The sequence below is a fragment of the Embleya sp. NPDC056575 genome (assembly GCF_042793325.1).
GTDB lineage: Bacteria > Actinomycetota > Actinomycetes > Streptomycetales > Streptomycetaceae > Embleya.
In genome coordinates, this window is the sequence record NZ_JBHTVA010000018.1 from 124,264 (window position 1) to 142,649 (window position 18,386).

Annotated in this window: 16 protein-coding genes and 1 tRNA gene; 9 read left to right on the forward strand and 8 right to left on the reverse strand. The window is 71.4% G+C overall.

Annotated elements, in window-relative coordinates; translation table 11 throughout:
* Window positions 1-3: 3 nt before the first annotated feature.
* Window positions 4-1,185: an acyl-CoA dehydrogenase family protein gene (locus tag ACFRCG_RS16885; protein ID WP_126640156.1), complete on the reverse strand. Its 1,182-nt coding sequence runs from the start codon at window positions 1,183-1,185 to the stop codon at window positions 4-6.
* Window positions 1,186-1,432: 247 nt separating this feature from the next.
* Here ACFRCG_RS16885 and ACFRCG_RS16890 point away from each other — a divergent pair, with 247 nt between their 5' ends.
* Window positions 1,433-2,110, forward strand: coding sequence for a DUF4291 domain-containing protein (locus tag ACFRCG_RS16890; protein ID WP_380032183.1), 678 nt, complete (start codon window positions 1,433-1,435; stop codon window positions 2,108-2,110).
* On the opposite strand, the gene ACFRCG_RS16895 is transcribed toward ACFRCG_RS16890, so the two are convergent.
* A complete protein-coding gene (locus ACFRCG_RS16895) occupies window positions 2,079-2,864 on the reverse strand; it encodes an SDR family NAD(P)-dependent oxidoreductase (RefSeq protein ID WP_380032185.1) in 786 nt (261 codons plus the stop codon). The genes ACFRCG_RS16890 and ACFRCG_RS16895 overlap by 32 nt on opposite strands.
* Window positions 2,865-3,007: 143 nt before the next feature.
* Between ACFRCG_RS16895 and ACFRCG_RS16900 the strand changes: the two genes are divergently transcribed.
* From ACFRCG_RS16900 to ACFRCG_RS16915, 4 genes are all read left to right on the forward strand, one after another.
* On the forward strand, window positions 3,008-3,553 hold the full coding sequence (locus tag ACFRCG_RS16900) for a nuclear transport factor 2 family protein (RefSeq protein ID WP_380032187.1): 546 nt from the start codon (window positions 3,008-3,010) through the stop codon (window positions 3,551-3,553).
* 566 nt (window positions 3,554-4,119) lie between these two features.
* Window positions 4,120-5,106 carry a GlxA family transcriptional regulator gene (locus ACFRCG_RS16905; protein WP_380032189.1) on the forward strand — a complete coding sequence of 329 codons (987 nt, stop codon included), beginning with the start codon at window positions 4,120-4,122 and terminating at the stop codon, window positions 5,104-5,106.
* Window positions 5,107-5,268: 162 nt separating this feature from the next.
* Complete coding sequence (locus tag ACFRCG_RS16910; protein WP_380032191.1) at window positions 5,269-6,720, forward strand: amino acid permease; 1,452 nt, start codon at window positions 5,269-5,271, stop codon at window positions 6,718-6,720.
* On the forward strand, window positions 6,717-7,646 hold the full coding sequence (locus tag ACFRCG_RS16915) for a universal stress protein (protein WP_380032192.1): 930 nt from the start codon (window positions 6,717-6,719) through the stop codon (window positions 7,644-7,646). The genes ACFRCG_RS16910 and ACFRCG_RS16915 overlap by 4 nt, the downstream gene beginning before the upstream one ends.
* A gap of 44 nt (window positions 7,647-7,690) precedes the next feature.
* Here ACFRCG_RS16915 and ACFRCG_RS16920 read toward each other — a convergent pair whose 3' ends face one another.
* Complete coding sequence (locus tag ACFRCG_RS16920) at window positions 7,691-8,869, reverse strand: MBL fold metallo-hydrolase (RefSeq protein WP_380032194.1); 1,179 nt, start codon at window positions 8,867-8,869, stop codon at window positions 7,691-7,693.
* 428 nt (window positions 8,870-9,297) lie between these two features.
* Between ACFRCG_RS16920 and ACFRCG_RS16925 the strand changes: the two genes are divergently transcribed.
* The gene (locus ACFRCG_RS16925) at window positions 9,298-10,728 is read left to right on the forward strand and encodes a PQQ-binding-like beta-propeller repeat protein (protein WP_380032196.1); all 1,431 of its coding nucleotides are present in this window, start codon (window positions 9,298-9,300) and stop codon (window positions 10,726-10,728) included.
* A gap of 106 nt (window positions 10,729-10,834) precedes the next feature.
* On the opposite strand, the gene ACFRCG_RS16930 is transcribed toward ACFRCG_RS16925, so the two are convergent.
* From ACFRCG_RS16930 to ACFRCG_RS16940, 3 genes are all read right to left on the reverse strand, one after another.
* The gene (locus tag ACFRCG_RS16930; RefSeq protein ID WP_380032198.1) at window positions 10,835-12,799 is read right to left on the reverse strand and encodes a phosphatidylglycerol lysyltransferase domain-containing protein; all 1,965 of its coding nucleotides are present in this window, start codon (window positions 12,797-12,799) and stop codon (window positions 10,835-10,837) included.
* A gap of 283 nt (window positions 12,800-13,082) precedes the next feature.
* On the reverse strand, window positions 13,083-13,514 hold the full coding sequence (locus tag ACFRCG_RS16935) for an ATP-binding protein (RefSeq protein WP_380032199.1): 432 nt from the start codon (window positions 13,512-13,514) through the stop codon (window positions 13,083-13,085).
* A gap of 127 nt (window positions 13,515-13,641) precedes the next feature.
* The gene (locus ACFRCG_RS16940; RefSeq protein WP_380032201.1) at window positions 13,642-15,810 is read right to left on the reverse strand and encodes a bifunctional glycosyltransferase 87/phosphatase PAP2 family protein; all 2,169 of its coding nucleotides are present in this window, start codon (window positions 15,808-15,810) and stop codon (window positions 13,642-13,644) included.
* A 227-nt stretch (window positions 15,811-16,037) separates the two neighbouring features.
* On the opposite strand from ACFRCG_RS16940, the gene ACFRCG_RS16945 reads away from it, so the two are divergent.
* From ACFRCG_RS16945 to ACFRCG_RS16955, 3 genes are all read left to right on the forward strand, one after another.
* The gene (locus tag ACFRCG_RS16945; protein WP_380032203.1) at window positions 16,038-16,613 is read left to right on the forward strand and encodes a GNAT family N-acetyltransferase; all 576 of its coding nucleotides are present in this window, start codon (window positions 16,038-16,040) and stop codon (window positions 16,611-16,613) included.
* A 209-nt stretch (window positions 16,614-16,822) separates the two neighbouring features.
* The gene (locus ACFRCG_RS16950; protein ID WP_380032205.1) at window positions 16,823-17,119 is read left to right on the forward strand and encodes a hypothetical protein; all 297 of its coding nucleotides are present in this window, start codon (window positions 16,823-16,825) and stop codon (window positions 17,117-17,119) included.
* A gap of 160 nt (window positions 17,120-17,279) precedes the next feature.
* Window positions 17,280-17,828, forward strand: a complete 549-nt coding sequence (locus ACFRCG_RS16955; RefSeq protein WP_380032207.1) for a transglycosylase family protein — start codon at window positions 17,280-17,282, stop codon at window positions 17,826-17,828.
* 4 nt (window positions 17,829-17,832) lie between these two features.
* Here ACFRCG_RS16955 and ACFRCG_RS16960 read toward each other — a convergent pair.
* Both ACFRCG_RS16960 and ACFRCG_RS16965 read right to left on the reverse strand, forming a co-directional pair.
* A tRNA-Val gene (locus ACFRCG_RS16960) sits at window positions 17,833-17,904 on the reverse strand.
* Between the two features lie 43 nt (window positions 17,905-17,947).
* Window positions 17,948-18,295, reverse strand: a complete 348-nt coding sequence (locus ACFRCG_RS16965) for a hypothetical protein (protein ID WP_380032209.1) — start codon at window positions 18,293-18,295, stop codon at window positions 17,948-17,950.
* Window positions 18,296-18,386 lie beyond the last annotated feature (91 nt).

Below are 18,386 nucleotides of genomic sequence, written 5' to 3' on the forward strand. Positions count from 1 at the left end.
CCTTCACCGCTTCACTCGCGTCATGCCAAGGCGGACCATGGCGACGATCTCCCGCTGGACCTCGCTGACGCCGCCGCCGAAGGTGTTGATCTGGGCGCGGCGGTTCATCGCCTCCAGGAGTCCGTCGCCGAACGCGCCGGGCGACCTCGGTCGCAACGTCGCGTCGGGGCCGACGATCTCCATCAGGTTGCGATACACCTCGATGGCACCTTCGGTGCCGAAGAACTTCACGCCCGACGCGTCACCCGGGTTGAGCGTGTTGTTGCCGACGTCGTGCACCAGGCGCCAGCTGAACATGCGTACGGCGGACAGGCGCGCGTAGGTCTCGGCCAGCTTGAGTCGCACCCACGGCTGGTCGATCACCTTGACGCCGGGCTCGACCTCGGTTTCACGCGCCCACGCCAGCACCTCGGCGAAGAAGTCCTCCGCCTGCATGCCGAGCGCGGCGAGCGCGACCCGCTCGTGGTTGAGCTGGTTGGTGAGCAGCTTCCAGCCCGAGTTCTCCTCGAACACCAGGTTGTCGTAGGGCACCCGGATGTCGTCGTAGTACGTCGCCGTGGTGGTCATCCCCCCGACGGTGACGATCGGGGTCCAGGAGAAGCCCGGGTCGGTGGTCGGCACCAGGATCATCGTGATGCCCTTGTGCTTGGGGGCGTCCACGTCGGTGCGGCAGGCCAGCCAGATCCAGTCCGCGCCCTGGGCGGTGGAGGTGAAGATCTTCTGCCCGTTGATCACCCACTCGTCGCCGTCGCGCACCGCGCGGGTGCGCAGCGAGGCCAGGTCGGTGCCCGCCGAGGGTTCGCTGTAGCCGATCGCGAAGATGATCTCGCCGGACAGGATGCGCGGCAGGTAGTAGCTCTTCTGCGCCTCGGTGCCGAACTTCATCAGGGTCGGGCCGACGGTGTTGAGGGTGACCATCGACACGGGCGCGCCGGCGCGGTACGCCTCGTCGAAGAAGATGAACTGCATCTCCGGGCCCTTGCCCTGCCCGCCGTACTCGGTCGGCCACCCGATGCCGAGCCAGCCGTCGGAGCCCAGCCGTCGGCGCACCCGCCGGGTGGTCGGACCGCCTGCCTCGCCCTCGCGGTCGAGGTCCGCGCGGACGTCGGGGGTGATCAGCCGGGTGAAATAGTCCCGCAGCTCTGCCCGCAGAGCGTCCTGCGCCGGGGTCGGGGCGAGATGCACGTCACTGCTCCTTCACGTGCGTGGATCGCGTGGTCGCGACGCGGGTCGACGCCCGCCGGGCACGGAAGGGTCGCGGTCGGGTCTGCCCCGCGCTGCACATCGATACGGACCGGGAACGCGTGTCACCCGGCACGTCGAATCTCTCCGACTCGGGATCGCTTGTCAATATCAAGCATTTTTTTCGATGTCGGCCGGCCCGCGGAAAACCGGTGGTTCGGGCTCGGGTGGGGCCGCCACACTTGCGGGCATGGACATACCCGCCCGGCAGATCCGCGCGCTGTGGAGCGAGGACACGATCACCGTGTACCAGGCGTACAAGCCGCAGATCGCCGACGCGGCCGTCCGGGACGGGCGATTTCCGGACACCTGGAGCCGGGAGCGGATGACCTGGGTCAAGCCCAGCTTCACGTGGATGATGTACCGCTGCGGGTGGGCCGGCAAGCCGCGCCAGGAGCGGGTGCTCGCCCTGGAGATCGACCGCGCGGGATTCGAGGCGGCGCTGGCCGGGGCGTGCCTGAGCCACTACGAGCCCGGCACCTACCCCGACCGCGACGCGTGGGGCCGGCGGCTGCACGCGACCGCGGTGCGGATCCAGTGGGATCCCGAACGTGACCTCGACCTGCGGCCGTTGGCGCATCGTTCGCTGCAACTCGGGCTGGCCGGGTGGGCGACGCGCGCCTACGCCGACGAGTGGACACGCCGGATCACCGACGTGACCGCGCTCGCGCATCGGATGCACGACCTGGTCCGCGCCGGTGATCACGACGGCGCCCGCGCGTTGTCGCCGGTCGAGACGGTGTATCCGCTGCCGGCGGAGCTGGTCCCGGTGATCGGGGCCTCGCCGGTGGGCCGAGGGCCCGTCTGCGGGAGCCGTTCGCGAGGCGAGGGCCCGCTCAGTGCACGGTCAGCCCACCGTCGATGCTGACGATCTGGCCGGTCATGAAGCTGCCCGCGTCGGACGCGAGCAGCAGGGCCAGGCCGGTCATCTCCTCCGGCGCGGCGATCCGGTTCAGCGGTGCGGCGCCGCGCATCCGGGCCATCGTCTCCGGGCCGGTCTTGCGGACCATGTCGGTCTCCACCGCGCCCGGGGCCATCGCGTTGACCCGGATGCCGTGCGCGGCCAACTCGCCCGCCATGGTGCGGGTGAACGCGACGAGGCCGGCCTTGCCCGCGGCGTACAGGCCCTTGCCCTCGGCGCGGGTGAACACGGCCGCACTGACCACGTTGACCACCGACCCGCGTCCGGAGGCGATCAGGTGCGGCAGCGCGTACTGGACCAGGAACACCGGTCCGCGCAGGTTGACCGAGAAGGACTTGTCCCACGCCTGCGGGGTGATCGCGCCGAGCGGCTGGGCGAGTTCGTTCGCCGCGTTGTTGACCACGATGTCGATGCCGCCGAAGTGCGCGACGGTCGTGTCCACCAAAGCGGCCAACCGCTCCAGTTCCCCGCAGTGCGTGGCCACCGCGAGCGCCCGGCCGCCGGCGTCGGTGATCTCCTTCGCCACCGCCTCGCAGGCGTCCGCCTTGCGGCTGGCGATCACCACCGAGGCGCCCGCCGCGGCATAGGCGTGCGCGATGGCCCGCCCGATGCCCCGACTGCCCCCCGTGACGATCGCCACCCGACCGCTCAGGTCGAACATCGCGTTCGCGTCCCGTACTTCGCTCGTGTCGGCACTCATCGGCCACCCGTCCCGTCCGCCACCGCGGTGGCTCGTCCTGCCCGCGTGTCCGTGGATGCGACACGTGTGGAGATTTGTATTGCACAGTCAACTACTTCGGGGCAAGGTGTCGGGCGAATCGACGACCGGCGGAAGGTATGTACATGACGGGGCTGATCGACGCGCGACGCACCTGGGAACTCGCCGAGAAACGACTGGCCGAGGAGCGTGATCCGCGCCGTCGCGCGATCTTGACCACGCTGGTCGCGCACATGCACGCCGAGCACGAGGGCGATCTCGACGCGTTGATGGCGACCGTCGCGCCGAACGCGTGTTATCACCAGTGGGGCGCGTCGGTTGTGGACAGGGCCCCCAAGAGCCACGCCGAGGTCCGCGAGTTCTATCGTGCCGTGGTCGAGAACGACTGCGGCCGACTCGCCCACCACATCGACCGGTTGACGGTGGATCGGGACACCGTGGTCACCGAGGGGATCCTGCGGATCGCCTACCCGGGCCGGGTCCTGGTCGGGATGGGTCGGTCGGTGCCGGACGCCGACGCGTTCTACCTGTACGAGACCCGCATGGCGATCGTGTGGGCCTTCGACGAGCAGGCGCTCGTGGTGTGCGAGGACAGCTACTCCACCGGCGACGGGTTCGCCGACATGCGCCGACTCGGGCCGGACGAGGTGCCCGCGCGGATGGGCGTCTGACGGCGTGTCACCGGCGCCGGCGGCGGCGCCCCGGCCCACCATGGGACTCCCGCGCGGCGGCCGACGCGGGCGGGTCGCGGTCCTGTCGGTGCTGTCGTTGTCCACAGGAGCTGCGCGGCATCCCCCATATATTTCCACAGCCTGTGGATAACTTATGCACAGATGGGATCCCGATCTGTCGGTGGGCCGGCGGATCGGTGATCGCTCGTGTCCACAGGGCCTGGCGGGAATACATCCATGGTTGGCATTTCCGCCACTCACCCCGACTCCGCCGCACCGGTCAGGATCGGAGGCGAGCCGGAGGCCCCCCGCTCACCTCCCGACCGCAGGCGCGCTCCGGGGTGAGGACGCCGATCGGCTCGCTCCCTCCATCGAGCACGGGGTCGTTGGAGGAGAGCGCTCCACAGGGGATGGGTCCGCGAACACACGCCGTCGCGGATCGAGGTGCGGCCGTTCCCCGCATCTCCGCGCCGGCCGCGGTCGCGACCGTGTACCTCCCCGGTTCGCGGTTCGCACCGGGCCGGCGCGCACACCCACCGCACCTTCGTGAGGGATAGGTTGCCGCCATGCGTCGCGTGGGGATCGTGCTGTTCGACCCGGTTCGAGTGTTCGAGTACGCGGTGGCCTTCGAGGTCTGGGGCGTCGACCGCACCGCCCGGGGCGTGCCGCCGTTCGAGGTGCGCGTGTGCGGCCCGGGGCGGGCGGCGGTCGAACTGGGCGCGGGAGTGGTCTGCGTGCCCGAACACGACCTCGACGGCCTGGCCGACTGCGACCTCGTCGTCGTCCCGGGCAACGAACACCGGACCGCGCCACGCCGCGAGGAATTCCCCGAGGAGGTCCTGGCCGCCCTGCGCGCCGCGCACGCCCGCGGCGCCACCATCGCCTCCCTGTGCTCGGGCGCCTTCGTCCTGGCCGCCGCCGGCCTCCTCGACGGGCGACGGGCGACGGCGCACTGGATGGACACCGAGGACCTGGCCCGACGCCACCCGGACGTCGCGGTGGACGCCAACGTGCTGTTCGTCGGCGACGGTTCGATCTGGACCTCGGCCGGCTCCGCGGCCGGCATCGACCTGTGCCTGCACCTGGTCCGCCTCGACCACGGCGCGGCCGCCGCCGCCGAGATCGCCCGCACGATGGTGACCGCGCCGTTTCGCTCCGGCGGCCAGGCCCAGTTCATCGACAACCCGGTGCCGGCCGCCCCCGCCGACCCGGGCGACGCGCTCGACCGGCTGCGCGGGCGGGTGCTCGACGACCTGGGCCACCCCTGGACGGTGACCGAACTCGCCGCGCTGGCCGGGATGTCCGAACGCAGCTTCGCCCGCCACTTCGTCCGCGGCACCGGCACCTCGCCCCTGCAATGGTTGTGCACCCAGCGCGTCCTGGCCGCCCAGCGCCTCCTGGAGATCGGCGACCTCTCGATCGCCGCCATCGCCCGCCACTGCGGCTTCGGCTCCCCCCTGACCCTGCGCCAACACTTCACCCGCCGACTCGGCGTGGCCCCCAGGGACTACCGCGCCGGCTTCCGCGGCGTAGGGCCCGCCCGGCACGGCTAGGCCCAGTCCGGCGGATCTCGGCCCAAAAGCCGGACAGCCCCCGGCGACCGGCGCGTCGATCGGCGCCGGCGGACCCGGGCCGAATGGCTGAAAGGCCGTTCGAGCGCCCCGTGTCGGGGCACCCCTCCCTTCTCGGACCGTGTGTTTCCAGGGAGGCCGGATTTGCCCGCCAGTCATGTCGCACCCCGGCCGCGCTCCGGCGTGCTGCGGACGAAGCCCGTGGACGCCATCCTCGCGGAGAGCGGCCACGGCGAGGGGGAGGCCGGTCTGCGGCGCTCCATGGGGCTGCTCGAACTGACCTTCTTCAGCGTCGGCGCGACGTTGGGCACCGGGATCTTCGTGATCCTGGCCGAGGCGGTGCCCAAGGCCGGCCCGGCGGTGGTGATCTCGTTCGTGCTCGCCGCGATCACCGCGCTGTTCTCGGCGCTGTCCTACGCCGAACTGGCCGGGACCATCCCGGTGTCCGGCTCGTCCTACTCCTACGCGTACGCCACGCTCGGCGAGGGCATCGCGTGGGTGTGCGGGTGGTGCCTGCTCCTGGAGTACGGCGTGTCCATCTCCGCCGTCGCCGTCGGCTGGGGGCAGTACGTCAACGAACTGCTCGACTCGGCCTTCGGAGTGCGCCTGCCCGACGTGATCAGCCAACCCCCGGGCGACGGCGGCACGTTCAACGTGCCCGCGGTCGTCGTCGTGCTGCTCGCGGTCGTTCTGCTGGTGCGTGGGGTGTCGGAGAGCGCCGTGGCCAACACGATCATGGTCTTCATCAAGCTGATCACCCTCGCGTTCTTCTGCGCCATCGCGTTCACCGCGTTCGAGCACGACAACCTGACCCCGTTCGCGCCGCTGGGGGCGGCCGGGATCAGCGCCGGCGCGTCCCAGGTGTTCTTCTCCTACATCGGCTTCGACGCCGCCTCCACCGCCGGCGAGGAGGCCAAGAACCCGCGCCGCGACCTGCCGCTCGCGATCCTGATCTCGCTCGGCATCGTCACCATCGTCTACGTCGCGGTCGCCCTCGCCGCGCTCGGCGCCATGCCGTGGGAGCAGTTCGAGGGCAGCGAGGCGACGCTGGCGCAGATCGTCACCGACGTCACCGGCGGTTCGTGGGCGTCGACCATCCTGTCCGCCGGGGCGATCATCTCGATCGCCAGCGTCGTGCTCACCGTGCTGTACGGGCAGACCCGGATCCTGTTCGCGATGGCGCGCGACGGCCTGATCCCGCCGATCTTCGCCAGAGTCGACAGCCGCACACAGAGTCCGGTGGCCAACACGCTGATCACCGGCGCGTGGGTGGCCCTGCTGGCCGCCCTGGTCCCGCTCGGCCAACTCACCGAGGCCACCAGCATCGGCACCCTGTTCGCCTTCACCCTGGTCAACATCGGGGTGATCGTGCTCCGCCGCACCCGCCCCGACCTGCCGCGCGGCTTCACCTCGCCGTTCTTCCCGATCACCCCGCTGCTCGGCGTGGGCTTTTGCATCTACCTGATGGCCCGGCTCTCCGGGACCACCTGGCAGGTCTTCCTGGTCTGGATGGCGGTCGGCGTGGCGATCTACTTCCTGTACGGCTACCGCCACTCGCGCTGGCGCGCCGAATCCGGCGCCGAGGCGGGCCGGTGAGCGCGGGCATGCGGATCGTGGTGGGCTGCCGGCCCGAACCGCGCGGGCAGGACGCGCTCGCGCTGGGCGCGCTGCTCGCCCGCCAGGCGGGTGCCCGCGTCGTGCTCGCGCACATCCGCCCACCCGCCCAGCCCGGTGCCGGGGTCGGCGCGGTGGACGCGGAGTGGCGCGCGTTCCTGCACGAGGAGACCGATCGGCTGCTCGACGACGCGGAGCGGCGGCTGCGGGAGCGGGACCCGAACCTGCCGATCGAGCGCGCGATCGGCGACAACCGGGGCAGCGGCCGGGGACTGGCCCGGATCGCCGAGGAGCACGACGCCGCGTTCGTGGTGATCGGTCCCGCGCCGGGCGGCCGGACCGGGAGGGTCGCGCTCGGCAGCACCGCGGACCAACTGCTGCACGGCTCGCCGGTGCCGGTGGTGCTGGCGCCGCGCGGCTTCGCCGAACATCCGCCGCCGCGCGTCGCCCGCTGCACGATCGCCTACCAGCGGGCCGCGCAGTCGGCCCAAGTGGCGGCCTGCGGCGTCGCGTTCGCCCGGCTCCTGGACGCCGACGCGCGGTTGCTCACGCTGGTGTTGCGACCGGTCCGGCTCTACTCGGGCAAGCAGCACCAGGCGGCCGAGCAGCAGGTGTTGCGCGCCGTGCGCGAGCGAGCCCGGCAGGACCTCGCGGCGGCGCTCGCCGACCTCGACGGGGCGGTCGACGGCGAAACGGTCGAGGGCGACGACGTACGTGCCGCGCTCGACGCCGTCACCTGGGCCGACGACCTGCTGATCTGCGCGTCCGGCACGGTCGGCCCGGTCAAGCGGGTGTTCGTCGGCGACGTCTCGCACAAGATCGTCCGCAACGCCCGCACCCCGGTCATGGTCCTCCCGCGCGGCGTCCGGGCCGACGTCTGGAAGACACCCGCCCCGTCCACGCCCTGACCCACCGCGCCCGCCCTCCCCGGGGGCCGGCCGCGCTCCGCGCCTCAGCCCGCCGGCACCGCGGACCCGCTCGACACCGCCGCGATCACCACCGGCCGCGCCGCCGCCTGCTCGGCCGGCGCCGCCGGTGCCCAGCGCTCCGGCGCCGCCGCCACCTCGCGCCACCACGGCTCCACCTCGGCCCCGTCCACCAGGGCCGGTTCGAACAGCGCGCCGGGCCGCGGGACCACAAGCCCGGTGCCCAGCGCCCGAGCCGCCGCCACCGACCGCTCGGCCGGCTCCTCCCACGCGTGCGGCGCCAGATCGAACGTGCCCCAGTGGATGGGCAACATCAGCCCGCCGCCCAGATCCGCGTGTGCCCGCACCGCGCCCTCCGGGTGCAGATGCACCTCGGGCCACGCCTCCGCGTACGCCCCGGCCTGAATCATGGTCAGGTCGAACGGCCCGTGCTCGCGGCCGATGTCGGCGAAGCCCGGGAAGTAGCCGCTGTCCCCGCTGTGGAAGACCCGGTGTCGGGGCCCGACGACCACCCACGACGCCCACAACACGGTGCCGAGCACCCGCGCGCCGCGATTGCAGTAGTGCCGCGCGGGCGTCGCGGTGAAGGTGAGCCCGGCGACCTCGGCCGACTCGTGCCAGTCCAACTCGGTGATCCGGTCCTCGGCGACGCCCCAGCGCTCCAGATGCGCCCCGATGCCCAACGGCACCACGAACAACACCCGCTCACGCCGGGCCAGCGCCACGATGGTGGCCAGATCCAGATGGTCGTAGTGGTCGTGCGAGACGACCACGACGTCGGGATCGGGCAGATCGGCGAAGCGCACCGGCACCGCGTGCAGCCGGGCCGGGCCGAACGCCGCCGACGGCGAACACCGGGTGCTCCACACCGGGTCGAACAGGACCCGCACCCCGTCGATCTCCACGAACACCGTCGCGTGCCCCAGCCACGACGCCCGCAGCCCGGTCGCCGGTGCCGGTGCGAAGTCCGCCGCCGACGCGGTGACCAGGGGAATCGCCCCGGCCGGTCGACGCAGTCCGGACGCGGCCCGCTGCGCGCGCATCATCTTGCCGAGCGCGCCCGGACTGCCACGGCGCGTCGGCACGGGATTTCGGAACGCGCCGTCGCGGAAGTGCGGCGATCTGCGGACACGCTCCAGGCGCTTGCCGGCGGGTCTGGCGCCGAACGCCGCGGGAGCCAATGACGTGAACACGTGCCCGGCCACATGGACTCCTCGGGCAAGCGGGGTCTTCGGCCGACCGTACTGGGGTCGAACCGGCGACCGGTGATCGGGACGAGTGGAGATTAACCCCGCGCCCGAGGCTGAAACGTCGTCCACGGGGAGGGGTCGCGGCCCCGATGATCCTCCCGGCGGAGTAGGGGTCGGGAGTACGTCGGAGCACTTTGCCCGACAACGAGCCCGTCGGTCCCGAGATGCGCCGGCCGGGTGAACGGGCCCACCCGGCCGGGGGAATGGGCACCGCCCCCGGGCAACCGTCCGCCCGCCCCCACGCTGTCGGCCGACGTGAGTAGTGTTCGAGTCGTCGCCACCGGGGATGACGGGGCATCAGCCCCCTTGCAACAGCATGGTTTTCCCGCCCCGTCGTGGAGGTTCGGCACCCCCCAACCCACCCAGCGGAGCCAGGAGTCGTCATGCCCGAGACCCGTACCTACCTTGAGCTGTCCGAGGAAGGCGACGGCGCGCACAAGTACTACGAAGTGGTCGTCGACGGCTGCGACGTCACGGTCACGTACGGGCGGATCGGGGCCAAGGGCCAGACCGGGACGACCACCCACGCGACGCCGCAAAAGGCCGAGGCCGACGGCAAGAAGAAGGTCGCCGCGAAGCTGCGCAAGGGCTACGAGCCGGCCGTCCAGGGAGTGCGCAAGCCCAGGGCGATCACCCGCCGCGAGATCGTCTCCCGGCCCAGTACGGCCCGCAACTCGGCGCCGGTGTTGTGGCGCTACCGCACCGGCTCCTCCGCGTTCGGCATCTTCGTCGACTCCGAGCGGGTCCTGGTCGGCAACCAGCGCGGCGACGTCTGGTTCCTCGACCACGCCGGCGAGGTCACCGGCCGCTACCAACTGCCCGACGGCGTCAAGTGCATCGTCGCGGACGACTCGTGGATCTACGCCGGGTGCGACAACGGCAACGTGTACGACGTCGGCGGCAAGGCCCCGCGCGTGGCGTACGAGATCACCGACAACATCGACATCTACTGGCTGGACATCCACGACGGCGTGCTCGGCGTGTCCGACTCCAACGGCGGCTGCACCACGATCGACCACGAGGACGAGTCGCTTTGGGCCGCGGCCACCAACGGCACCGGCGCGTGGATGGTGCGCTGCGACGAGAACGCGATCTACCACGGACACAGCGCCGGGGTGCAGGCGTTCGCCGCCGGCGACGGCAAGGAGTTGTGGACCACCAAGACCAGGGGCGGCGTGCTCTTCGGCTGGCAGGAGCGCGACGACGTGTACGCGGGCACCACCGGCAACAAGGTGCACCGGATCGCCAAGTCCGACGGCGCCATCCGCACCACCTACGACTGCGACGCGTCGGTGTTCTCCTGCGCCACCGCCGAGAACGGCAAGTACGTCTTCGCCGGGGACAGCTCCTCGACGGTGTACTGCTTCACCGAGGACGGCAAGCGGCTGTGGAAGCTGGGCACCACGTGCGGCTCGGCCTTCTCCATGCAGTACCACGACGAGAAGTTGTACATCGTCACCACCGACGGCTCGCTGGCCTGCATCGACGTGAGCGAGGCGGCGATCGCGGCGGCCCAGGACGGCACTGTGCCGCAGGTGCGCGACGTCAAGGTGGCCGCGATGGAGGCCGTGGTGCCGACCACCGAGGTGTCCACCACCACCGAGGCCGGCACCGGCGTGGTGGTCGAGTGCGTCGACCAGGGCAACGGCCGGCTGCGGGTGCACGTGGTCACCGCGGGCTACGAGAGCGGCTGGAACGTGCAGTTCCCGAAGAACGTGCGGGTCGCGGGCGCGCGCTACGTGGTGGACGCGGTCAGCCCGGCCGAGCGCGGCGGGTTCTACCGGGTGCGCGGCGAGATCCGCCGCCTGGTCTGAGCCGACCCCGAAGACCCGAACCACCCCGAAGCCCCGAACGACCGAAGGGCGGCACCCCCGCGAGGGTGCCGCCCTTCGGCGTGGTCGGCGCGGCCGAACCCGGTGATCAGGGCCGCTTGTGCTCGGCCGGCTCGCGCTGCTCCGCGGTCCAGCCGTCCAGCGGCGGCGTCGCCTCGGCGGCCTTGCGCTTGGTCATCGAGGCCACCCGCTGCTCGTGCCGGGCGCCGAACAACTGCGGCAGCGTCGGCGTGGTCAAAAAGCCCTCGGCCCGGGCGCTCGCGATGCCGATCCGCGGCAGCTCGCTCGCCTTGCGGAAGCAGATGTAGCGCGGCTCCCAGATCGGGCGGTACTTCTCGTTGGCCCGGTACAGCGACTCGATCTGCCACCAGCGGGAGAAGAAGACCAGGACCGCGCGCCACAGCCGCAGTACCGGCCCGGCGCCGAGCTTGTTGCCGCGCTCGAACACCGAGCGGAACATCGCGAAGTTCAGCGAGATGCGCTCGATGTCGATCGGCGAGGACGCCTCGGCGGGGGCCTCGGCCTCCGGCTCGGCCGGCTTGCCCCTGCCCTTGCCGCCCTTGGCGGGCTTCGCGTTCGCCGCGGCGTACGCCTTGGCACCTTCTATGACGTCGAGCACCATGAACTCGATCAGCCCGTTGTCCGACTCGCGGTCGCGGCGCATCAGGTCGAGCGAGACGCCCTTGGCACCCCACGGCACGAAGCTGAGCACCGCGCGCAGCCGTCCCTCGTCGTCCATGCACTCGACCATCAGGCAGCGCCCGTCGTCGGGGTCGCCGAGCCGGCCGAGCGCCATCGAGAAGCCGCGTTCGGTCTGCCCGTCGCGCCAGTGGTCGGCGAGGTCGAGCAGTTCGCGCATCTCCCCCTCGGGGATGTCCTCGTGGCGGCGCACCCGGGTGGTGTACCCGGCGCGCTTGACCCGGTTGTACGCCTGCCGGACGCCGCGCATCGCGCGGCCCTCCAGGCTGAACTCGGACACCTCGACGATCGCCTCGTCGCCCAGCTCCAACGCGTCCAGACCGTGCCGGGCGAAGATCGTGCCGGCCTCCTCGCTGGCCCCCATCACGGCCGGCACCCAGGCGCGGTCCTCGGCCTCGGCGAGCCAGCGGTCGATCGCGCCGGGCCACGCCTCGGGGTCGCCGATCGGGTCGCCGGAGGCGAGCGAGACGCCGCCCACGACGCGGTAGGCCACCGCCGCCTTGCCGCTCGGCGACCACATCACCGCCTTGTCCCGACGCAGCGCGAAGTAGCCGAGCGAGTCCCGCTCGCCCTGCTTGTCGAGCAGCTCGCGCAGCAGCACCTCGTCGTCGGGGGTGAGCAGTTCGCGACCCTTGGGCGCGCGGAAGAGCACGTAGAGCACCAGCAGGAACAACACCACGCCGGCCACGTTGATCACGATGTCGACCCAGCGCGGCACCGAGACGCTGCCCAGGTCGCTGTCCGGGGCGAGGGTGAAGATGCGCAACACCGCGTACAGGATCCGGTCGCCCATGCTGGAGTCGGCGATGTCGTCGGTGGCGTTGACCAGGGTCGAGCCCAGGACCACACCGACCACCGCGCCGCCGGCCAGCACCAGGCCCGCCTTGAGCACGTTGCCCCGGTCACCCTTGGCGCCGAACTCGGCGAAGCTCAGCAGCAGCGCGACGCAGATCACGAACGTGAGGATCGTGGAGAACCAGTTGAACGGGTGTTGCCGCAGGTCGTCGAACCACAGCGCCCAGATGTAGACCGCGGTGGACGGAACGAGCAGGATCGCCGTGAACGCCCAGGCGGCCCGCTTGCGGCGGGCGAGCATGATGGCGAGGAACGCGGCCAGCGCGGCCGACGTGAAACCGGACGTGACCAGGAACGGCGTGTAGTACTCGCCGGTGTCGTGGTGACGCACCCGGTCGCGCAGCGGCACCGAGACGGCCGACACGAAGTCGAGTGCCGCCACGATCCGCAGGTACCAGATCAGCACCCCCGCCGAGATCCCGCGCACGCGCTCGGCGGCCGGGGTGCCGGTGCCGTTCTTGTTATGGCCGTTCGCGGCGGCCCGCGTCGTGGCAGACACCGTGCTCCTCGATTGTGGGGTGGTGGAAGAGTCTCGTGGCCTATGTCCAGAATTGCGACTCTTCGTAACGCTCGCAGAACAGCGTAGACACCCACGAAGTAATTTGGATGCGCACGATGGCCCTTTGGTACGTCATCCCACGGAGGGATACCCGATCGTTTGCTAATCCCAACGGTGGACAAGCGCGCTTCGGACGTACGGCGGGGCCGGTGCGGCATCAATGGACACGCCGCACCGGCCCCGCCGGTTTCACCGGGCTCTCAACGAATGAGAACCGGCTCGATCAACCCCCGATCGGGAGTCCGCCGAGGGAGGGCACGGCGGGCAGGGACGGCGCCGCGGGGGCGCCGCCACCGGCGAGCTGACCGGCCGCGGGGGCGGCCTGGCCGACCGTCTGGCCGGCGGCGGGAGCGACCGCGGCGGCGCCGTCGCCGACCGTCCTGTTCGCGTTCGACGCGGTGGTGGCGGCCGTTTGACCTGCGGTCTTCGAGGCCGCGGGGACAGCCTTGGACGCCGTTCCACCGGCCGCGTTGCCCGCGCCCTCGGAGGCCGCGGGGACCTTGTCGGCGAGGCCGCCGACGTCCGGCTGGGTCAGCGCGCCGAGGCCACCCGTGGGCAGTTCCGCCGCGTGCGCGGCGGACGCACCCAGGATCGGCGCGGCGCCGGCGGCGATCAGCAGGGCGGCCTGGGCTACGCGGCGCGAGATGTGCGTCATGGTGCTCCTCGTGGTGTCACGGTGAGGTCGGGCCCCTCCGGCACCGACCACACTGACTACCGCTCGAAGCACGATCGGGTTGCGGGCGCTGTTGGCAAAGTGTTGGCAATGAGCAGGCGTGTCGTCACTATTTGCGGCTGACCGGCTGTTTGTCGGGATCATCCCGCGAATCGGGATCATCCTGCTTTGACTCCGGCAAACGAGTGATCACATCCGACTCACCCGCCCCGTCCGTCACCGGTGTGCTAATCGCGTCGGCGACCCCGGCCCCGACCCCGGCCCCGGGGCCGGACCCCGCCGCGACGGCGACCGGCTCGACGACGGGCGCGGCGACCGGGTCGACCGAGAAGGCCGAGCGGCCGGTCAGCAGGTACTGGACCACGAAGCCCAGGGTGACCACCGCGGCGCCGCCGACCGCGTCCATGATCCAGTGGTTGGCGGTGCCCATCACCACGACCGTGGTGGACAGCGGGTAGAGCAGACCCAGCCAGCGCCAGCCCTTCGGCGCGATGGCCAGGATCATCAACCCGCACCACAACGACCAGCCCACATGCAGCGAGGGCATCGCCGCGTACTGGTTGGAGATCTTGGTCAGCGCGCCGAAGTCCGGGTTGTTCAGGTCCTGCACGCCGTGCACGGTGTCGATGTAGTCGTAGCCCGGCATCAGCCGCGGCGGCGCGAGCGGGTAGAGCCAGAACCCGACCAGGCCGGTGAGGGTGGCCACGCTCAGCACCGTGCGCGCCGAGCGATAGGCGGCGGGCTTGCGCACGTACAGGATGGCCAGGATGGTCAGCGGCACGATGAAGTGGAACGTCTCGTAGAAGAAGTTCATGCTGCTCTGCAGCCAGCCGATCCGGGCCACGAAGTGGTTCAGGCCGCGCTCGACGTCGATGTGCAGGAACTTCTCCAGGTCGATGATCTGCTGCCCGTGCTCCTCGGCCACTTGGCGCTGGTCGGGCACCGACGCCCGGATGAACGAGTAGACCTGGTAGCCGACCCGGATCATCAGCAGTTCGAGCAGCAGGTTCGGCCGGGACAACGGACGCCAGCCGAACGGCAGCGCCGGGATCCAGGCGAACCGGCCCTTGGCCGCGACCCCCTGCGGCACCGCCCGCGGGCTCCACTCGGCCGACGCCTTGGTGATGAAGGGCACCGCGCACGCCGAGGCGATCGCGAGCAGCAGCGGCCCGTTGTCGGCGATCGTGCGGACGGCGGCCAGCTTGCCCCAGACCAGCGTCTTGCTGTCGAAGGTCATGATCATGAAGACCGCGACCGGCCACACCATGCGGTCCGTCTGCCTGGCGCCGAGCCGGGCGACCGCGACGAGCAGGATCCACAACTGCTGGTGCTGCCAGGACACGGGGGAGACCGCGACCATCACACAGCCGGCCAGTGCGGCGCCGAGCAGCGCCTGTCCGTCCTTGGCGTAGGACACCGCGCGCGGCACGCCGAACCACAACACGGCGGCGGACAGCAGTACCACGAGCACGATCTCCAGCGGCCCGGACAGGCCGACCCGCAGCAGCAGACCGTGCAGCGACTGGTTGGACAGCGCGTCGGCGTCGCCGCCCAGGCCCGCGCCGGCGACGTGGTGCACCCAGTACGTGAAGGAGTCGTGCGGCATGGTGACCCAGGCCAGCGCGGTGCAGCCGAGGAAGGTGGCCGTCGCGTTCGCGGCCGCGCGCTGCTTGCCGGTCAGCCACAGGTAGACGGCGAACAGCAACATCGCCGGATGCAGCGCGGCGGCGACGCCCATCGCGATCGAGGCGGCCCGGCCCGGGGCGGCCCTGAGCATCACGGGCAGCGCGAGCAGGACCGGGAGCAGGCTGAGCTGGCCGAGCGACAGGTTGCCGCGCACCGGCAGGGACACCACGAGCAGGGTGATGATCAGCGGCGTCGCGAGCAGCCGGGCGCGGCGGGTGCGCAGGCCGGGCACCGCCCCTGCGACCACCACCGCGATCGCGGCCACGATGAGCAGGGTGGCCACCGTCCAGGCGACGCCCAGTGTGTGCTCCGCCGCCCGGGTGAGCGGGCGCAGCACCCAGCCGGCGAAGGGTGTGCCATTGAAGGTGCTGCCGCGCGCGTCGGCGTCGTAGAGCGAGCCCGGCAGGTGCAGTACGCCGTCGGGGCCGAGCCACGCGTCCAGGTCCGGCAGCCTGCGGTCCTCGGGTCGGTCGAGTACTTCGTTGGCCTGTCGGACGGCGACGCATGCGGCGAGCAGCCACAGACCCACCAGGGCCAGGGAGAGCCTGGTCCTCCGTATGTCCAGCAGCCGGCGAACGCCTGCCCTCACCATGTACGGCTTCTCCCGTTTTCCTGGAGTTTCTGTGTTTCCCGGGTTTGATCCGGGTTGTTCGCCCGATGACCCCCGATTCATGGCGGGGCCATGCGGTTGCCGGCTTCCGGACACCTTGTCACCGCCCGACCGCGACCGAAAGCGGAGGGCCCCTCTCGGGACCCACGCCGTACGCTCGGGGACGGCTTGGAACACATTGCCGAATCGACGAGGGGCGAGAGACAACCATGGTGCCGCAGGACACGTCGACCCGAACGCAGGAGTCCCCCGACGAGGTCGTCGCCGTCGGCTTCCGGCAGGCCGGACCGGCGGATATCCCTGCCCTGCTCGAACTGGTCGAATCCGCCTACCGCGGCGAGGCGAGCCGCGTGGGCTGGACCACCGAGGCCGAACTCCTGGAAGGGCAGCGCACCGACGCGGACGGCGTCGCGGCGGTGGTCGAGGGCTCGGACAGTGTGATGTGGATCGCCGAGCGGGACGGCGTACTGCTCGGCTGCTGCCAGTTGGAACGGCATCCGGACTCGGTCGTGTACTTCGGCATGTTCGCCGTGCGACCAGGTCGCCAGGGCGGCGGCCTGGGCCGAGCGCTGCTCGCCGAGGCGGAGCGGGTCGCGGTACGGCGGTGGGACGCCAAGCGCATGCGGATGACCGTCATCCGCCAGCGCGAGGAGCTGATCGCCTGGTACGAGCGGCGCGGCTTCGCCCGCACCGGGGTGCGCACCCCGTTCCCCTACGGCAACGAGCGGTTCGGCAGGCCGCTGCGCGACGACCTCGAGTTCGAGGAGCTGACCAAGGACCTGTGAGCCGCGCGGCGGGACGCGGCCGGGCGTTCGGTGCGGCGCGTTCGTCCGGTGGCCCGCGCATCGGTGGCGGTCGGGGTGGGGATTCCCTCGAATCGGTGCTCACTTTGCCCGGACTTCGGTGGACCGGCTCCGGCACGTCCGGATCGTGACAGCATGGATGTTCGGGGACAGTTCGCCCCCGGCACCGGTCGCCTTGGGGGTCGAAGCCCGTGTCGCACCACGAACCGCCGCCGTATCCGCAGCAGCCGCACCGACCGCCGCCGACGCAGGGCGGCGGTCGTCGCGGCAACCCGCTGATCATGCTGGTGATCGCGCTCGTGCTGGTGGCGGGCGTGGTGACCGCCGTCATCCTGATCAGCCGCGGGGACAGTGACGACGACGGCCCGAAGAAGACCCCCTCGACCCAGGGACCCAAGCAGCCGGGCCTGCCCTCGGGGGTGTTGCCGAGCGGGTTGTTGCCCTCGGACATCGACATCCCCACCGGCCTGCTGCCGGACCTGCCGTAGGCCCGGTCGGGCGGATCGACGGGCCGTTTTTGCAAGCGACCTCGGTCGGGACGGCCCGACCGCCCGGTGTGGTGCGGGCGTTGCGACAGCCGGGTGATTCCGCGGCCCGCCCCCGGTGGGGTCCCCGGATCGGCACGCGGGATGCCTACAGTCGGCTGACATGGCCAAGCTGATCATCCGATCGTCCGTGGTTGTCCTGCTCACCGGCGTCCTGGGCGCCGGACTCGTCGTGGGGCCGGCCGCACCCGCCGAGGCGGTCTCGGACGAGGTCTGGGACCAACTCGCCGAGTGCGAGAGCAGCGGCCGCTGGAGTCTCGACTCCGGAAACGGCTACTACGGCGGACTCCAGATCCTGCCGAGCACGTGGGACGAGGCGGGCGGACAGGAGTACGCCGACCGGCCGGACCGGGCCACCCGCGAGGAACAGATCGTCGTCGCCGAGCAGATCCTGAGCATGCAGGGCTGGGAGGCCTGGCCGCAGTGCGCCCGACAGATCGGCATGCTCGGCTCGCGGTACACGGTCAAGGCGGGCGACACGCTCTCCTCGATCGCGCGCGACCTCGGCGTGATCGGCGGTTGGCAGGCGCTCTACGCGGCGAACCTGGACGTGATCGGCCCGGACCCGGAGCACCTGGTGCCGGGCACGGTCCTGAACGTGCCGAAGGCCGCTCGCAGGAGCGGCCCTCGATTGATCAGGATCACGAAGTGATCGGTGCTCACGACTGGGATCGAACCAGTGACTTCCTCGGTGTGAACGAGGCGCTCTCCCGCTGAGCTACGCGAGCGTGCGTAGTTGCGTGCCCATCTTAACCAGTAGTGGCGCCGGGGTTAACCGGCCCCGGGTGAGTGGGTCGCCCCCTCCCCGTGACGGGGCGGCCCACCCGTACTCACCGCCGGGTGGCGCGGACTCCAGGGTGCGGCCTTCGGCGGGGTCGATTCAACCGGATTTCCGCGCCCGGTCCGGCCGCGCAGCGCCACCAGCAGACCGGACAGACCGAACACCAGCGTGGCCAGTGGCGCCGGTTGCCGCAGCAGCCCGATCAGGTTCGGATTCGCCGGGAGCCCGGACCGATGGACCGCCGCCAGGCACAACACGGCGCCGGCCACCGCACAGAGCGCGCAGGTGACGAGCGGGGTCGAAATCGGGTGCCTGCGGTCGGTCTGTCGAGCTGTCACGGTGAACTCCCGGACGGGCTTGGCGCGTTTCCTCCAGCCTGGCCGGACGGCCGCCGGGCGACCAGGTAGGTGCCTGGCCGATCGGGGGTGG

Excerpts from the sequence above, each read along its gene's own strand:
- ACFRCG_RS16935 (WP_380032199.1), bottom strand. The coding sequence starts at position 13,514 with ATGACGCACATCTCGCGCCGCGTAGCCCAGGCCGCCCTGCTGATCGCC.
- ACFRCG_RS16945 (WP_380032203.1), top strand. The coding sequence starts at position 16,038 with ATGGTGCCGCAGGACACGTCGACCCGAACGCAGGAGTCCCCCGACGAG.
- ACFRCG_RS16905 (WP_380032189.1), top strand. The coding sequence starts at position 4,120 with ATGCGTCGCGTGGGGATCGTGCTGTTCGACCCGGTTCGAGTGTTCGAG.
- ACFRCG_RS16890 (WP_380032183.1), top strand. The coding sequence starts at position 1,433 with ATGGACATACCCGCCCGGCAGATCCGCGCGCTGTGGAGCGAGGACACG.
- ACFRCG_RS16940 (WP_380032201.1), bottom strand. The coding sequence starts at position 15,810 with ATGGTGAGGGCAGGCGTTCGCCGGCTGCTGGACATACGGAGGACCAGG.
- ACFRCG_RS16900 (WP_380032187.1), top strand. The coding sequence starts at position 3,008 with ATGACGGGGCTGATCGACGCGCGACGCACCTGGGAACTCGCCGAGAAA.
- ACFRCG_RS16925 (WP_380032196.1), top strand. The coding sequence starts at position 9,298 with ATGCCCGAGACCCGTACCTACCTTGAGCTGTCCGAGGAAGGCGACGGC.
- ACFRCG_RS16895 (WP_380032185.1), bottom strand. The coding sequence starts at position 2,864 with ATGAGTGCCGACACGAGCGAAGTACGGGACGCGAACGCGATGTTCGAC.
- ACFRCG_RS16955 (WP_380032207.1), top strand. The coding sequence starts at position 17,280 with ATGGCCAAGCTGATCATCCGATCGTCCGTGGTTGTCCTGCTCACCGGC.